Origin of the sequence: Streptomyces sp. SLBN-8D4, from assembly GCF_049739545.1 — a bacterium.
In the GTDB taxonomy this organism is placed as follows: Bacteria; Actinomycetota; Actinomycetes; order Streptomycetales; family Streptomycetaceae; genus Streptomyces; species Streptomyces canus_C.
The window spans coordinates 5,841,716-5,858,808 of the sequence record NZ_JBMGQC010000001.1 but is presented as its reverse complement, the minus strand read 5'-3'; the positions used below and the strand labels follow the sequence as shown (position 1 = coordinate 5,858,808).

Here is a 17,093-nt window from a genome sequence, read left to right as displayed (position 1 = left end):
GGTGAACCTTCCGGGGGGAGTGCTCACGATGCTGCGCGCCGTCGACACCTCCGTGCTGTCACTGGCACGGTCCGACGACGAACCGCCGCTGACGATCCCGCGCGACCCCGCGCGGGAGGCGGCCCGCCGCGAGCTGTCCAAACGCATGTACCACGAGAACGACCCCAGCTGGTTCCAGCGCGCACTCAACGCGTTCTGGGACTGGGTCGGCAAGCTGTTCAACGCGGCCTCGTCGGCGACCCCGGGCGGAGCACTCGGTCTGGTCGTCGTCATCGCCGCGATCGTCCTGGTGGTGGGCGCGCTGTGGTGGCGACTGGGCACCCCGGGCCGCGTGCCCGCCTCCTCCGCCGCCCTGTTCGACGACCGCCCCCGCAGCGCCGCCGACCACCGCGCGGCCGCGGAGGCACACGCGGCCCAGGGCCACTGGAACCAGGCCGTACAGGAGCGCATGCGCGCGATCGTCCGCTCCCTGGAGGAGCGCGCCCTCCTCGACGTCCGTCCCGGCCGCACCGCGGACGAGGCCGCCGCGGAAGCGGGCCGCGCCCTGCCCTCCCACGCGGACCTGCTGCGCTCGGCGGCCAGGGACTTCGACGACGTCACGTACGGCGGCCGGGCCGCGACCGAGCAGTCGTACGACCGCATCGCCGAACTCGACCGCGCCCTGGAACGCACCAAGCCGGTCCTCGCGAGCAGCACGAGTGGCACGACCAGTACCGACAGCAGCCACACCGCGGACCACAACGCCCGCCGGGGAGCCGCCGAATGACCACCGAGGCCACGCTCCCGTCCACCTCGGCCTCGCCCACCGCCCGCCAGGTGTGGACCCGCGCGCGAGGCGTCGTGCTCGCCCTGGTGCTGCTCCTCGTCGCGGCCGTGGCGATCGCGGCGATCCGCTCCACCGAACGCCACGGCAGCCTCGACCCGCGCTCCGCGGATCCCTACGGCAGCCGCGCCGTCGCCGAACTCCTCGCCGACCGAGGCGTCGACACCCGCGTGGTCACCACCCTGGACGAGGCACGCGCCGCGGCCGGCCCCGACACCACGCTCCTGGTCGCCGTACCCGACCTCCTGACGCACCGCCAGCAGAGCAGCCTGCGCTCCGCGACCGCCGACTCCGGGGGCCGTACTGTCCTCGTCGCCGCCAGCAGCTGGTCCGTCGAGCGACTGGCCCCCGGCGTCGTCGCGGACCCCGCCACCAGCCTCGACTCGACGCTCTCCCCCGACTGCGGCCTGTCTGCGGCCCAGCGCGCGGGCACCGCCGACACCGGCGGCATCCGCTACACCGTCACCCACCCCGGCAACGACGAGTGCTACCCCAGCGAGCGCCTGCCCACCCTCGTACGTGTCCCGGCGGCCTCCGGGGACGGCGACACCGTCGTACTCGGCGCGCCCGACATCCTCTACAACGACACCCTCGACGAGCGGGGCAACGCCTCGCTCGCCCTCCAACTCCTCGGCTCCCGCCCCCATCTGGTCTGGTACCTCCCCACGCTCTCCGACTCCTCCGCCACCAATCCGGGCGAGGAAAAGGGCTTCCTCGACCTGCTCCCCTCAGGCTGGCTCTGGGGCACACTTCAGCTCTTCTTCGCGGCAGCACTCGCCGCCCTGTGGAGGGCACGCCGACTCGGCCCCCTGGTACCCGAGAAACTCCCCGTGGCGATCCGCGCCTCCGAGACCGTCGAAGGCCGCGCCCGCCTCTACCGCAAGGCCAACGCCCGCGACCGCGCGGCCACCGCTCTTCGCTCCACCACGCGCACCCGCCTCGCCCCCCTCACAGGCGTCCCCGTCGCCCAGGCGCACGCGCCCGAAGCCCTGCTCCCCGCCCTGTCCGCCCATCTCCACAACGACGGAGACGGACAGTCCCTGCACTCCCTGCTCTTCGGCCCGCCGCCCGGTGACGACGCCGCCCTCATCTCCCTAGCCGACCAACTCGACGCCCTCGAAAGAGAGGTACGCCGTTCATGATGGACCCGACCACTGACAACGCCGGGACCACCGGGGACCCGGACACCGCCCGGGCCTCCCTGGAAGCCCTGCGCGCCGAGATCGCCAAAGCCGTGGTCGGCCAGGACCCCGCCGTGACCGGTCTTGTCGTCGCCCTCCTCTGCCGCGGACACGTACTACTGGAAGGAGTCCCCGGGGTCGCCAAAACGTTGCTCGTCCGCGCCCTCGCATCCGCACTCGAACTCGACACCAAGCGCGTCCAGTTCACCCCCGACCTCATGCCGAGCGACGTGACGGGCTCCCTCGTCTACGACACCCGCAGCGCCGAGTTCTCCTTCCAGCCCGGCCCGGTCTTCACCAACCTCCTCCTCGCGGACGAGATCAACCGCACTCCGCCCAAGACCCAGTCCTCCCTCCTGGAGGCCATGGAGGAGCGGCAGGTCACGGTCGACGGCACCCCCCGCCTCCTCCCCGACCCGTTCCTCGTCGCCGCGACCCAGAACCCGGTGGAGTACGAGGGCACCTACCCCCTCCCCGAGGCCCAGCTGGACCGTTTCCTCCTCAAGCTGACGATCCCGCTTCCCTCCCGCCAGGACGAGATCGACGTCCTCACCCGCCACGCCGAGGGCTTCAACCCCCGCGACCTCAAGGCCGCAGGCCTACGCCCCGTAGCAGGCCCGGCCGACCTCGAAGCGGCCCGCGCAGCAGTCGCCAAGACCACGGTCTCCCCCGAGATCACCGCCTACGTCGTCGACATCTGCCGCGCCACCCGCGAGTCCCCGTCCCTCACCCTCGGGGTGTCCCCACGCGGCGCCACGGCCCTCCTGGCCACCTCGCGCGCGTGGGCGTGGCTGACCGGCCGCGACTACGTCATCCCCGACGACGTGAAGGCCCTGGCCCTTCCCACCCTCCGCCACCGCGTACAACTGCGCCCGGAGGCCGAGATGGAGGGCGTCACAGCCGACTCCGTCATCAACGCGACCCTCGCTCACGTCCCGGTCCCCCGCTGATGGCCCTCACCGGACGCGCCGCACTTCTCGCAGCCCTGGGTTCCCTCCCCGTCGGCATCTGGGAACCCAGCTGGACGGGCATCCTCGCGGTCAACGCACCCCTGGCAGTGGCCTGCGCCTGCGACTTCGCCCTGGCGGCACCCGTACGACGGCTCGGCCTGACCCGCTCCGGCGACACCTCCGCCCGCCTGGGCGAGGCGGCCGACGTCACCCTCACAGTCACCAACCCGTCCGGGCGCCTGCTCCGCGCCCACCTCCGCGACGCCTGGCCCCCCAGCAGCTGGCAGCCCGGCACGGAGGTGGAAGCCTCCCGCCACCGACTGACGGTCCCGGCCGGCGAACGCCGACGCCTCACCACTCGCCTACGCCCCACCCGCCGCGGTGACCGCCACGCCGACCGCGTGACGATCCGCTCCTACGGCCCCCTCGGGCTCTTCGCCCGCCAGGGCACCCACAAGGTCCCCTGGACAGTCCGCGTCCTGCCCCCGTTCACCAGCCGAAAGCACCTCCCCTCAAAGCTCGCCCGGCTGCGCGAGCTGGACGGCCGCACCAGCGTCCTCACCCGCGGTGAAGGCACGGAGTTCGACAGCCTGCGCGAGTACGTTCCCGGCGACGACACCCGTTCCATCGACTGGCGAGCCACCGCCCGCCAGACCTCCGTCGCCGTACGCACCTGGCGCCCCGAACGCGACCGCCACATCCTCGTCGTCCTCGACACCGGCCGCACCTCGGCAGGACGCGTGGGCGACGCCCCCCGCCTCGACGCCTCCATGGACGCGGCCCTGCTCCTGGCCGCCCTCGCCTCCCGCGCCGGCGACCGCGTGGACCTACTCGCCTACGACCGTGGAGTACGCGCCCTGGTCCAAGGCCGAACAGCCAACGACCTGCTCCCCTCGCTGGTCGGCGCAATGGCCACCCTCGAACCCGAACTCGTCGAAACGAACGCCCGCGGCCTCACGGCCACAGCCCTTCGTACGGCCCGCCGCCGCTCCCTGATCGTGCTGCTCACCAGCCTCGATGCCGCGCCCATCGAAGAGGGCCTGCTGCCCGTACTCCCTCAGCTCACCCAACGGCACACGGTCCTTCTGGCTTCAGTGGCGGATCCCCACATCGCCCGCATGGCCACGGCACGCGGCAACACCGAAGCGATCTACGAGGCCGCGGCCGCCGCCCAGGCCCAGACGGAACGCCATCGCACTGCGGAACAACTCCGCCGCCACGGAGTGACGGTCGTCGACGCGACACCGGACGACCTGGCTCCAGCGCTGGCCGACGCCTATCTTGCATTGAAAGCAGCCGGGCGCCTCTAAACAAAAAAGGGGGCGCATAGCGCCCCCTGAGATGAAACAAACCACAAAACACAGAAAGGCCCACACCATAAGGTGTGGGCCTTTCCACTCTAAAAGGAGTTCGGCGGTGTCCTACTCTCCCACAGGGTCCCCCCTGCAGTACCATCGGCGCTGTAAGGCTTAGCTTCCGGGTTCGGAATGTAACCGGGCGTTTCCCTCACGCTATGACCACCGAAACACTATGAAGTTCGACCGGAAAAAGACACAGTCGTTGCCTCAGAACTAACACAGTGGACGCGAGCAACTGAGGACAAGCCCTCGGCCTATTAGTACCGGTCACCTCCACCCATTACTGGGCTTCCAGATCCGGCCTATCAACCCAGTCGTCTACTGGGAGCCTTAACCCCTCAAGGGGGTGGGAGTCCTCATCTCGAAGCAGGCTTCCCGCTTAGATGCTTTCAGCGGTTATCCCTCCCGAACGTAGCCAACCAGCCATGCCCTTGGCAGGACAACTGGCACACCAGAGGTTCGTCCGTCCCGGTCCTCTCGTACTAGGGACAGCCCTTCTCAAGACTCCTACGCGCACAGCGGATAGGGACCGAACTGTCTCACGACGTTCTAAACCCAGCTCGCGTACCGCTTTAATGGGCGAACAGCCCAACCCTTGGGACCGACTCCAGCCCCAGGATGCGACGAGCCGACATCGAGGTGCCAAACCATCCCGTCGATATGGACTCTTGGGGAAGATCAGCCTGTTATCCCCGGGGTACCTTTTATCCGTTGAGCGACGGCGCTTCCACAAGCCACCGCCGGATCACTAGTCCCGACTTTCGTCCCTGCTCGACCCGTCGGTCTCACAGTCAAGCTCCCTTGTGCACTTACACTCAACACCTGATTACCAACCAGGCTGAGGGAACCTTTGGGCGCCTCCGTTACTCTTTAGGAGGCAACCGCCCCAGTTAAACTACCCATCAGACACTGTCCCTGATCCGGATCACGGACCCAGGTTAGACATCCAGCACGACCAGACTGGTATTTCAACGACGACTCCCCCTGAACTGGCGTCCAGAGTTCACAGTCTCCCAGCTATCCTACACAAGCCGAACCGAACACCAATATCAAACTGTAGTAAAGGTCCCGGGGTCTTTCCGTCCTGCTGCGCGAAACGAGCATCTTTACTCGTAGTGCAATTTCACCGGGCCTATGGTTGAGACAGTCGAGAAGTCGTTACGCCATTCGTGCAGGTCGGAACTTACCCGACAAGGAATTTCGCTACCTTAGGATGGTTATAGTTACCACCGCCGTTTACTGGCGCTTAAGTTCTCAGCTTCGCCACACCGAAATGTGACTAACCGGTCCCCTTAACGTTCCAGCACCGGGCAGGCGTCAGTCCGTATACATCGCCTTACGGCTTCGCACGGACCTGTGTTTTTAGTAAACAGTCGCTTCTCGCTGGTCTCTGCGGCCACCCCCAGCTCACCGTGTAAAACGGATCACCGGTGATGGCCCCCCTTCTCCCGAAGTTACGGGGGCATTTTGCCGAGTTCCTTAACCATAGTTCACCCGAACGCCTCGGTATTCTCTACCTGACCACCTGAGTCGGTTTAGGGTACGGGCCGCCATGAAACTCGCTAGAGGCTTTTCTCGACAGCATAGGATCATCCACTTCACCACAATCGGCTCGGCATCAGGTCTCAGCCTCATGTGCGACGGATTTACCTATCACACGGCCTACACCCTTACCCCGGGACAACCACCGCCCGGGCTGGACTACCTTCCTGCGTCACCCCATCACTCACCTACTACCACCTTGGATCAGCGGCTCCACCACTTTCCTTTCCCCGAAGGGTCCGGAACGGCTTCACGGCCTTAGCATCAATGGGTTCGATGTTTGACGCTTCACAGCGGGTACCGGAATATCAACCGGTTATCCATCGACTACGCCTGTCGGCCTCGCCTTAGGTCCCGACTTACCCTGGGCAGATCAGCTTGACCCAGGAACCCTTAGTCAATCGGCGCACACGTTTCCCACGTGTGTATCGCTACTCATGCCTGCATTCTCACTCGTGAACCGTCCACCACTAGCTTCCGCTGCAGCTTCACCCGGCACACGACGCTCCCCTACCCATCACAGCCGCCGTTGGGCGTATTGCTGCAATGACACGACTTCGGCGGTACGCTTGAGCCCCGCTACATTGTCGGCGCGGAATCACTAGACCAGTGAGCTATTACGCACTCTTTCAAGGGTGGCTGCTTCTAAGCCAACCTCCTGGTTGTCTCTGCGACTCCACATCCTTTCCCACTTAGCGTACGCTTAGGGGCCTTAGTCGATGCTCTGGGCTGTTTCCCTCTCGACCATGGAGCTTATCCCCCACAGTCTCACTGCCGCGCTCTCACTTACCGGCATTCGGAGTTTGGCTAAGGTCAGTAACCCGGTAGGGCCCATCGCCTATCCAGTGCTCTACCTCCGGCAAGAAACACACGACGCTGCACCTAAATGCATTTCGGGGAGAACCAGCTATCACGGAGTTTGATTGGCCTTTCACCCCTAACCACAGGTCATCCCCCAGGTTTTCAACCCTGGTGGGTTCGGTCCTCCACGAAGTCTTACCTCCGCTTCAACCTGCCCATGGCTAGATCACTCCGCTTCGGGTCTTGAGCGTGCTACTGAAACGCCCTATTAGGACTCGCTTTCGCTACGGCTACCCCACCCGGGTTAACCTCGCAACACACCGCAAACTCGCAGGCTCATTCTTCAAAAGGCACGCAGTCACGACGCATTGAGTAAACTCAATGCGCGACGCTCCCACGGCTTGTAGGCACACGGTTTCAGGTACTATTTCACTCCGCTCCCGCGGTACTTTTCACCATTCCCTCACGGTACTATCCGCTATCGGTCACCAGGGAATATTTAGGCTTAGCGGGTGGTCCCGCCAGATTCACACGGGATTTCTCGGGCCCCGTGCTACTTGGGTGTCTCTCAAACGAGCCGCTGATGTTTCGACTACGGGGGTCTTACCCTCTACGCCGGACCTTTCGCATGTCCTTCGCCTACATCAACGGTTTCTGACTCGTCTCACAGCCGGCAGACTGTGAAAGAGAGATCCCACAACCCCGAATGCGCAACCCCTGCCGGGTCTCACACGCATACGGTTTGGCCTCATCCGGTTTCGCTCGCCACTACTCCCGGAATCACGGTTGTTTTCTCTTCCTGCGGGTACTGAGATGTTTCACTTCCCCGCGTTCCCTCCACATACCCTATGTGTTCAGGTATGGGTGACAGCCCATGACGACTGCCGGGTTTCCCCATTCGGAAACCCCCGGATCAAAGCCTGGTTGACGACTCCCCGGGGACTATCGTGGCCTCCCACGTCCTTCATCGGTTCCTGGTGCCAAGGCATCCACCGTGCGCCCTTAAAAACTTGGCCACAGATGCTCGCGTCCACTGTGCAGTTCTCAAACAACGACCAGCCACCCATCACCCCGCCCTCACAGGCGAGTTCACTGGGGCCGGCATCGAGGGCGTTCATTCCCTCAGACACCCAACAGCGTGCCCGACACCTCCGCCACTCGTGATCAGCTTTCCACGCTCCGAAGAGCAGTACTGGCAGCCCGAGATGACTGAAAATGCCGAATAATCAACGTTCCACCCATGAGCAACCAGCATCGGACGTACGCCGATGTACTGGCCCTGGACCACCAAGCAAGCTTGGCGGCCTAGATGCTCCTTAGAAAGGAGGTGATCCAGCCGCACCTTCCGGTACGGCTACCTTGTTACGACTTCGTCCCAATCGCCAGTCCCACCTTCGACAGCTCCCTCCCCACAAGGGGGTTGGGCCACCGGCTTCGGGTGTTACCGACTTTCGTGACGTGACGGGCGGTGTGTACAAGGCCCGGGAACGTATTCACCGCAGCAATGCTGATCTGCGATTACTAGCAACTCCGACTTCATGGGGTCGAGTTGCAGACCCCAATCCGAACTGAGACAGGCTTTTTGAGATTCGCTCCACCTCGCGGTATCGCAGCTCATTGTACCTGCCATTGTAGCACGTGTGCAGCCCAAGACATAAGGGGCATGATGACTTGACGTCGTCCCCACCTTCCTCCGAGTTGACCCCGGCGGTCTCCTGTGAGTCCCCATCACCCCGAAGGGCATGCTGGCAACACAGGACAAGGGTTGCGCTCGTTGCGGGACTTAACCCAACATCTCACGACACGAGCTGACGACAGCCATGCACCACCTGTACACCGACCACAAGGGGGGCACCATCTCTGATGCTTTCCGGCGTATGTCAAGCCTTGGTAAGGTTCTTCGCGTTGCGTCGAATTAAGCCACATGCTCCGCTGCTTGTGCGGGCCCCCGTCAATTCCTTTGAGTTTTAGCCTTGCGGCCGTACTCCCCAGGCGGGGAACTTAATGCGTTAGCTGCGGCACCGACGACGTGGAATGTCGCCAACACCTAGTTCCCACCGTTTACGGCGTGGACTACCAGGGTATCTAATCCTGTTCGCTCCCCACGCTTTCGCTCCTCAGCGTCAGTAATGGCCCAGAGATCCGCCTTCGCCACCGGTGTTCCTCCTGATATCTGCGCATTTCACCGCTACACCAGGAATTCCGATCTCCCCTACCACACTCTAGCTAGCCCGTATCGAATGCAGACCCGGGGTTAAGCCCCGGGCTTTCACACCCGACGTGACAAGCCGCCTACGAGCTCTTTACGCCCAATAATTCCGGACAACGCTTGCGCCCTACGTATTACCGCGGCTGCTGGCACGTAGTTAGCCGGCGCTTCTTCTGCAGGTACCGTCACTTTCGCTTCTTCCCTGCTGAAAGAGGTTTACAACCCGAAGGCCGTCATCCCTCACGCGGCGTCGCTGCATCAGGCTTTCGCCCATTGTGCAATATTCCCCACTGCTGCCTCCCGTAGGAGTCTGGGCCGTGTCTCAGTCCCAGTGTGGCCGGTCGCCCTCTCAGGCCGGCTACCCGTCGTCGCCTTGGTGAGCCATTACCTCACCAACAAGCTGATAGGCCGCGGGCTCATCCTTCACCGCCGGAGCTTTCAACCACCACCCATGCGAGTGGCAGTGATATCCGGTATTAGACCCCGTTTCCAGGGCTTGTCCCAGAGTGAAGGGCAGATTGCCCACGTGTTACTCACCCGTTCGCCACTAATCCCCACCGAAGTGGTTCATCGTTCGACTTGCATGTGTTAAGCACGCCGCCAGCGTTCGTCCTGAGCCAGGATCAAACTCTCCGTGAATGTTTACCCGTAATCGGGTGCACACACACGAGAGCGGAACAACCACCGGAATAAGGCGGTCGTTCACAGCGTCCTCGCTGTGTTTATTTCAAAGGAACCTCGTCCCAGCAGATGCTGGAGACGGGGTATCAACATATCTGGCGTTGATTTTTGGCACGCTGTTGAGTTCTCAAGGAACGGACGCTTCCTTTGTACTCACCCTCTCGGGCTTTCCTCCGGGCTTTTCCCTTCGGTCTTGCGTTTCCGACTCTATCAGACCGTTTCCGGTTCCAATTTCCTCGGTGCTTTCCAGGTTCCCGCTCTCGCGTTTCCCTTTCCGGCGGTCCCAACATTATCAGAACTTTCGGACCGGATTGACCGGCCATCTGTTTCCGATTCATCGGGAAGTGGCTTCTTCGAAATCAAGATTTCCAGAAGCAGACAGACACTTACCGCTGCCGAGCGGGATGAACCCGGCTCCAGGCAACTGTTCGAATCTACCTCCCCGCACGGTCCGTGTCAACGGCTCCTGTGGGGCGAAGGAGACAGTAGCAGCTCAGCACGGCCCGTCGCACATCAGGCAGCTGTGGGGACGGTGGCGCTGCGTTCGGCCGCCTCGACGTCACCTGTGTCGCCCGCACGCGCCGCTCGTCCGCCCAGGACGAAGACGTAGGCGAGGAAGCCCAGCTCGGCGCCGACCCCTATGGCTATACGGGCCCAGGTGGGCAGGCCCGAGGGCGTGACGAAGCCTTCTATGGCGCCGGAGACGAACAGGACCAGGGCGAGACCTATGGCCATGCCGACTGCGGCTCGGCCCTCCTCCGCCAGTGCGGTGCGTCGGGAGCGGGGGCCCGGATCGATCAGGGTCCAGCCGAGACGCAGCCCCGTGCCGGCGGCGACGAAGACCGCCGTGAGTTCGAGGAGGCCGTGTGGGAGTACGAGGCCGAGAAAGGTGTCGAGGCGGCCGACGGAGGACATCAGGCCGGCGCCGATGCCGAGGTTGAGCATGTTCTGGAAGAGGATCCAGAGGACCGGGAGGCCGAGGAAGATCCCCAGGACCAGGCACATGGCGGCGGCCTGAGCGTTGTTCGTCCAGACCTGGGCGGCGAACGAGGCCGCGGGGTGGCTGGAGTAGTACGTCTCGTACTGGCCGCCAGGGCGGGTGAGCTCGCGCAGCTCGCTGGGGGCCGCGATGGAGGACTGCACCTCGGGGTGGGTGCCGATCCACCAGCCCAGGAGGGCTGCGATGACGGTGGACAGCAGTGCGGTGGGCACCCACCAGTGGCGTGATCGGTAGACGGCGGCGGGGAAGCCGTGTGCCAGGAAGCGCGTGACATCGCGCCAAGAGGCGCGGCGGGTTCCTGTGACGGCACTACGCGCGCGTGCCACGAGCTGGCTGAGCCGCCCGGTGAGCTGTGGGTCGGGGGCGTTGGACTGGATCAGGGAGAGGTGAGTGGCGGTGCGCTGGTAGAGGGCGACGAGTTCGTCCGTCTCGGCCCCGTTGAGGCCGCGCTGGCGCCGGAGCAGGGCGTCGAGGCGGTCCCACTCGGCTCGGTGGGCGGTGACGAAGACGTCGAGGTCCATCGGTTTGCCTGCTCCTCGGCTGATCGTCTGCGGTCCGTCGTGGATGTCAGCTTGTCTTACTGCGGCGCGATGCGTCCTCAGCTTGGCAGACTGGCTGTTCACGAGGCAGGTCAGGGGAAGGACGGCGGACGTGAGTGAGCTGGTGACGGGCGAGGCGGTGGCGCTCGAGTTGCGCCCCGCGAGGCTGCCCAGCAGGGCGTTGGCCGTGCTGCTCGACCTGATAGTGGTCATGGTCGTGTACATCGCCGTGACTATCGCGGTGGTGGCCGCTTCCGCGTCGCTCGACGACGCGGCCCAGGTGGCGCTGTCGATCGCCGTGTTCCTGCTCGTTCTGGTGGGCGGACCGATCGCGGTGGAGACGCTCAGCCATGGGCGGTCCCTGGGGAAGCTCGCCGTGGGACTCCGGGTGGTGCGGGACGACGGTGGGCCCATCCGGTTCCGGCATGCGCTGGTGCGGGGTGCGATCGGTGTGGTCGAGATTCTGCTGACGTTCGGGGTCGTGGCCTGTGTCGCCTCGCTTGTCTCGGCGCGCGGGCGTCGGCTCGGGGACGTGTTCGCGGGGACGCTGGTGGTGCGGGAGCGGATTCCCGTGGCACCCAGCGGATTCGTGCCGCCGCCTCCGCCGTGGTTGGCCGGCCGGTTCGCCGAACTAGACCTGTCGCCGGTTCCCGACGGCCTGTGGCTTGCCATCCGTCAGTACCTGACGCGGATGCACCAACTCGATCCGCAGGTCGGCCAGGCTATGGCGGAGCGGCTGGCGACCGATCTCGCGACGCATACGGGCGCTCCGGCGCCACGGGATGTACCGCCGGGTGCGTATCTGACGGCAGTGGTGCAGGAGCGCCAGGCCCGCGAGTCCCGGCGGGCCTTCGGCACCGCTACGGCGGGGGCACAGGCTGGTCACGCGTACCCGGTAGCGCGACCCACTGCACCGTCCTCTCCTCCCCCGCTGTCCGAGGAGTCCTCCGCCGGCCCCCGGCCCACCGTGCCGCCGGAGGGCAGGCCCGCCTCCGGGTTCGTTCCGCCCGCGTGATCCCGCAGGTTCAGTCGAGCCGTGACTCGGGGAACGTCGACGGCGGTGATTCGAGGTCCTCCAGCTCGATGCCGGGGGCCGCGAGGACCACGTCCCCGGCGATGTGCACGGTGTGCTGCTCTCCCGTGTCCAGCGCTGTGACCTGGTATTCCTCCACGGTCAGCGGGCCGTTGTCAGTGGCGTGTGCTTCTCTTTTCAGCAAGGTCCAGGACTGGTCCACGGTGCGCGGCGCGAGGACGGGGTCCGTGAAGGCCACGAGGCGTACGCGAGTTGCTGATGCGGAGGGGGTGAGGCGCAGGAGACGGGTGGTGGCGACGAGGAACGCGGGGGATGTGCCGGTGAAGGCGTGTGCGGGAACGTTGCCTTCCGTGGCGTGGGTCCCGGTGGGGTCCGTGCGAACCCAGGTGACGCCGTCGAGCGCGGCACCTCGTACCTGCCAGCTCCCGGCGTGCAGTTCGAGGCGGATGGGGCGGCCGAGTTCGTCGAGGGTGAGGTCGACCGAGCCACTGTGATCGCCCGCGGGGGTGGTCAGTTGAGAGACATAGCGCCAGCCGGACGGGCCGGGGGCGCACTGGAAGTGTTCTTCCGCGAGGGGGGTGTGATCGTGCGGATCGTGGAGCGAATAACGGCCGCGGGGCATGGGAGTCCTGGGTTCTGACGGGCTGTCCGGCCTGACGGTCACACGGCGAGGGAGCTGGACCGAAAAGGGTCACAGGGCCGAAGGGGCAGGCCCCCGACACGGGGGTGCGGGGGCCTGCCTCTGAGGGACTACTGCTGTGCCGTACGGCTCAGTAGCGGTAGTGGTCCGACTTGTACGGGCCGTCGACCTCGACGCCGATGTACGACGCCTGCTCGGGGCGCAGCTGGGTCAGCTTGACGCCCAGCGCGTCCAGGTGGAGGCGGGCGACCTTCTCGTCGAGGTGCTTGGGCAGCACGTAGACATCGGTCGGGTACTCGTCGGGCTTGGTGAACAGCTCGATCTGGGCCAGGGTCTGGTCCGCGAAGGAGTTGGACATCACGAACGACGGGTGGCCGGTGGCGTTGCCCAGGTTCAGCAGGCGGCCCTCGGACAGGACGATGAGCACCTTGCCGTCGGGGAACGTCCAGGTGTGGACCTGCGGCTTGACCTCGTCCTTGACGATGCCGGGGATCTGGGCGAGGCCGGCCATGTCGATCTCGTTGTCGAAGTGACCGATGTTGCCGACGATCGCCTGGTGCTTCATCTTGGCCATGTCCGAGGCCATGATGATGTCCTTGTTGCCCGTCGTGGTGACGAAGATGTCGGCCTTGTCGACGACCTCGTCCAGCGTCGTGACCTGGTAGCCGTCCATCGCCGCCTGCAGGGCGCAGATCGGGTCGATCTCGGTGACGATGACGCGGGCACCCTGGCCGCGCAGGGACTCCGCGCAGCCCTTGCCCACGTCACCGTAGCCGCAGACGACCGCGGTCTTGCCGCCGATGAGGACGTCGGTGGCGCGGTTGATGCCGTCGATCAGGGAGTGGCGGCAGCCGTACTTGTTGTCGAACTTCGACTTGGTGACGGCGTCGTTCACGTTGATCGCCGGGAACAGGAGGGTGCCGTCGCGGTGCATCTCGTACAGGCGGTGGACACCGGTCGTGGTCTCCTCGGTCACGCCGCGGATCTCCGAGGCGAGCTGGGTCCACTTCTGCGAGCCGTCGGTGATGGTGCGGTTGAGGAGTTCGAGAATTACGCGGTGCTCGTCGTTCTCGGCGGTGTCGACCGAGGGGACCTTGCCGGCCTTCTCGTACTCGACGCCCTTGTGGACGAGGAGGGTGGCGTCACCGCCGTCGTCCAGGATCATGTTCGGGCCGCCGGTGGGGCTGTTCGGCCAGGTCAGCGCCTGCTCCGTGCACCACCAGTACTCCTCCAGGGTCTCGCCCTTCCAGGCGAAGACCGGGATGCCCTGAGGGTTGTCGGGCGTACCGTTCGGGCCGACGGCGACGGCGGCGGCCGCGTGGTCCTGGGTGGAGAAGATGTTGCAGGACACCCAGCGGACCTCGGCGCCCAGGGCGACCAGGGTCTCGATCAGGACGGCGGTCTGCACGGTCATGTGCAGCGAGCCCATGATGCGGGCGCCGGCCAGCGGCTGGGTGGCCGCGAACTCCTTGCGGATCGCCATCAGGCCGGGCATCTCGTGCTCGGCGAGAGTGATCTCCTTGCGGCCGAAGGCGGCCAGGGAGAGGTCGGCGACCTTGAAGTCCTGTCGGTTTTCGACAGTCGTCATTCGAGCTGCTCCTCGGGGTTGGGGCGAGGTGGGTACGGCTGGTCTGCGCGGCGGCGGACACGGGGGGGTGCCCGAAGAGGACACAGGCATGCCCGGTGCGCTCAGCGCAGTCCGTCGGAGGCCCTCTCTCCCTCGGTCGGTCCGCGGTGGGACCGCCCGACCGCCATCAGCAGCGACGTCTGGCTCCGTCCCAAGCTACACCGATCGGCGGAGGCACCCCAGTCCGGCTCCGCATACATCAGGCCGATCAGGGCGGCCGTCCGGAATGTCGGCAGATTGCCGTCAACCGTCCTGACAGGGTGCCCCGACGACGGTGACACCAGGGCTACGAACTGCGGAACAGGCGACAACGGACCAGGTCATCCGGGGACTTTTGCTTCGTGGGCGGTCTGGGCAGGTGAGGGGGGATGCGAAGCGATCGGAACATCTGATCGATCTTGCGGGGCGTCCGGGACGGCGTTTCCGCGTGACAAAGGCGTTAGGAGATCGACGTGACCAGTCCGGCCGGACCTCCCCCCACGGGCGGCGGCAGCGAGCAGCAGCGAGTGAGGCTGCTGGCGGTGACCGCATGCCCGACCGGCATCGCGCACACGTACATGGCTGCGGAGAAGCTCGCGCAGGCCGCCGCGAGCCGTGGCATCGACATGAAGGTGGAGACCCAGGGATCGATCGGGGCTGAAAACGTCCTCGATGACAACGATGTCAGCAACGCGGACGGCATCATCGTCGCCGCGGACAAGGACGTGGACCTGGGCCGTTTCGTAGGCAAGCGTGTGCTGACCGTGGGGGTGGCTGAGGCGATCCACCATCCTGAGCGATTGCTCGAACAGGTGCGGTCGGCGCCGGTGCACGCTGCGGGCGCCAACCCAGCCGCATGGCTGTCGGGCGGCGGCAAAGAGCGGAGCGTCGGGTACAAGGCGCTGATGAACGGGGTCAGTTACATGATCCCGTTCGTGGTGGTCGGCGGGCTGCTGATCGCGATCTCGCTCTCGCTCGGCGGGCACACCGACCCGTCCGGCGGCCTGGTCATCCCGAAGGACTCCTTCTGGATGGACATCAACAACATCGGCGTCATCGGCTTCACGCTGATGGTGCCGATCCTGTCCGGCTACATCGCCTACGCCATCGGGGACCGCCCGGCTCTCGTCCCCGGCATGATCGGTGGCTGGATCGCGAACACGGGTTCGCTGTACGACTCGAAGGCGGGCGCCGGGTTCATCGGGGCGATCGTGACCGGGTTCCTCGCCGGGTATCTGGTGCTGTGGATCAAGAAGGTCAAGGTCCCGAAGTTCGTGCAGCCGATCATGCCGATCATCGTGATCCCGATCCTGGCGACCACGGTGCTCGGGCTGTTCTTCATCTACGTCATCGGGAAGCCGATCTCCTGGGTGTTCGAGCACCTGACCGACTGGCTCAGCGGGATGACCGGCACCAGCGCGATCCTGCTGGGCGCGATTCTGGGGCTCATGATCGCGTTCGACATGGGTGGACCGGTCAACAAGACGGCCTTCCTGTTCGGCGCGGGGCTGATCGCGACCGGCAACCAGACGGTCATGGGCATGTGCGCGGCCGCGATCCCGGTCATGCCGTTGGGGCAGGGCCTGGCCACGCTGATCCGGAACCGGCTCTACACCGAGCAGGAGCGCGAGACCGGACTGGCCGCGCTGTTCATGGGCTGTTTCGGCATCTCCGAGGGCGCTATCCCGTTCGCGGCGGCGCGGCCCGCGCAGGTCATCCCGGCCAACATGCTCGGTGGCGCGGTGGCTGGTGCGGTCGCCGGTGTCGCCGGTGTCGAGGACGCCGTGCCGCACGGTGGGCCGATCGTGGCGGTGCTCGGTGCGGTGAGCGGGGTGCCGATGTTCTTCGTGGCCGTGCTGATCGGCACGGCGGTCACCGCGCTGACGACGGTCACGCTGGTCGACATCAGTGAGCGGAGGCGCAAGGGCGCGGCACCGACGCCTGGACTGGGTGTGATCGAGCCGGGTGCGGCCGGTCCGCTGGAGCCCGCGCTGGTGGGGGTGGGCACCGGTGCGGCGGCCGGTGGAGCCGCCGGTGCCGTGGTGGCGCAGCGGATCGTCGCCTCGTCGAGCGCGCCCGCCACGGAGGCGGCCCCGGCCGGGGCATCGAAAGCCGCGGACCTCGACGCCGGTGCCGGTGCCGGTGCCGGTGCCGGTAGCGGTGCTGATGCGGACGCTGAAGCCGGCACCGAAGCCGATATGACCGCCGGGGCCGAGACCGGTGCCAGTGCGGAAGCCGAAGGCTTGCCCAGGGCCGCGCCCGACCGCGAGGTCCTCTCCGGCTACCTCACCGAACAGACCGTGAAGGTCGCTCTCGACGCCCGGGACAAGGAGGCGGCCGTCCGGGAGATGGCGCAGCTGCTCGCCCGGAGCGGCAAGGTGGCGGACGTGGACGAGTTGGTCGCCACCGCCCTGCGGCGCGAGGCGCAGGGGACCACCGGGCTCGGGGAGGAGATAGCGATACCGCACGCCAAGACGGATGCCGTGACCGCGCCCGTCGTCGGGTTCGCACGGTCCGCCGAGGGTGTCGAGTGGGGCTCGCTGGACGGTACGAAGGCCCGGCTGGTGTTCATGATCTCCGTACCGGAGGCGGCCGCGGGCGACGAACACCTGCGCATCCTGGCCCTGTTGTCGCGGAAGCTGATGGACCCCGGGTTCCGGGAGCGGCTTCTCGCTGCGCCGGACGAGCGGGCCGTGCTGGACGTGCTGAGCGAGATCAGGTGAGTGAAGG

Annotated in this window: 9 protein-coding genes and 3 rRNA genes; 6 read left to right on the top strand and 6 right to left on the bottom strand. The window is 66.0% G+C overall.

Annotated features, from left to right (window positions below):
* Positions 1-28: 28 nt before the first annotated feature.
* The 4 genes from RKD20_RS26660 to RKD20_RS26645 are packed head-to-tail and all read left to right on the top strand — an operon-like array spanning position 29 to position 4,264.
* Complete coding sequence (locus RKD20_RS26660; RefSeq protein ID WP_424883328.1) at positions 29-766, top strand: DUF4129 domain-containing protein; 738 nt, start codon at positions 29-31, stop codon at positions 764-766.
* Complete coding sequence (locus tag RKD20_RS26655) at positions 763-1,965, top strand: DUF4350 domain-containing protein (protein WP_424879919.1); 1,203 nt, start codon at positions 763-765, stop codon at positions 1,963-1,965. The genes RKD20_RS26660 and RKD20_RS26655 overlap by 4 nt, the downstream gene beginning before the upstream one ends.
* Positions 1,965-2,954: an AAA family ATPase gene (locus RKD20_RS26650; protein ID WP_424879918.1), complete on the top strand. Its 990-nt coding sequence runs from the start codon at positions 1,965-1,967 to the stop codon at positions 2,952-2,954. The genes RKD20_RS26655 and RKD20_RS26650 overlap by 1 nt, the downstream gene beginning before the upstream one ends.
* Positions 2,954-4,264, top strand: a complete 1,311-nt coding sequence (locus tag RKD20_RS26645; RefSeq protein WP_424879917.1) for a DUF58 domain-containing protein — start codon at positions 2,954-2,956, stop codon at positions 4,262-4,264. Before RKD20_RS26650 ends, RKD20_RS26645 begins: the two co-directional genes overlap by 1 nt.
* Positions 4,265-4,362: 98 nt before the next feature.
* On the opposite strand, the gene rrf is transcribed toward RKD20_RS26645, so the two are convergent.
* The 4 genes from rrf to RKD20_RS26625 form a co-directional block, all read right to left on the bottom strand.
* Positions 4,363-4,479, bottom strand: a 5S ribosomal RNA gene (gene rrf, locus RKD20_RS26640).
* Between the two features lie 70 nt (positions 4,480-4,549).
* A 23S ribosomal RNA gene (locus RKD20_RS26635) occupies positions 4,550-7,671 on the bottom strand.
* 304 nt (positions 7,672-7,975) lie between these two features.
* A 16S ribosomal RNA gene (locus tag RKD20_RS26630) occupies positions 7,976-9,503 on the bottom strand.
* Together the 16S, 23S and 5S rRNA genes form the textbook arrangement of a ribosomal RNA operon.
* A 555-nt stretch (positions 9,504-10,058) precedes the next feature.
* A complete protein-coding gene (locus RKD20_RS26625) occupies positions 10,059-11,066 on the bottom strand; it encodes a stage II sporulation protein M (RefSeq protein WP_424879916.1) in 1,008 nt (335 codons plus the stop codon).
* A gap of 130 nt (positions 11,067-11,196) precedes the next feature.
* On the opposite strand from RKD20_RS26625, the gene RKD20_RS26620 reads away from it, so the two are divergent.
* The gene (locus RKD20_RS26620; protein ID WP_424879915.1) at positions 11,197-12,099 is read left to right on the top strand and encodes an RDD family protein; all 903 of its coding nucleotides are present in this window, start codon (positions 11,197-11,199) and stop codon (positions 12,097-12,099) included.
* Positions 12,100-12,109: 10 nt separating this feature from the next.
* Here RKD20_RS26620 and RKD20_RS26615 read toward each other — a convergent pair whose 3' ends face one another.
* Both RKD20_RS26615 and ahcY read right to left on the bottom strand, forming a co-directional pair.
* Entirely contained in the window at positions 12,110-12,739 is a 630-nt protein-coding gene (locus RKD20_RS26615; RefSeq protein WP_424879914.1) for a hypothetical protein, read from the bottom strand.
* A gap of 148 nt (positions 12,740-12,887) precedes the next feature.
* Complete coding sequence (gene ahcY / locus RKD20_RS26610; RefSeq protein WP_424879913.1) at positions 12,888-14,345, bottom strand: adenosylhomocysteinase; 1,458 nt, start codon at positions 14,343-14,345, stop codon at positions 12,888-12,890.
* Positions 14,346-14,836: 491 nt separating this feature from the next.
* Here ahcY and RKD20_RS26605 point away from each other — a divergent pair, with 491 nt between their 5' ends.
* Positions 14,837-17,086: a fructose-specific PTS transporter subunit EIIC gene (locus tag RKD20_RS26605; RefSeq protein ID WP_424879912.1), complete on the top strand. Its 2,250-nt coding sequence runs from the start codon at positions 14,837-14,839 to the stop codon at positions 17,084-17,086.
* Positions 17,087-17,093: the final 7 nt, after the last annotated feature.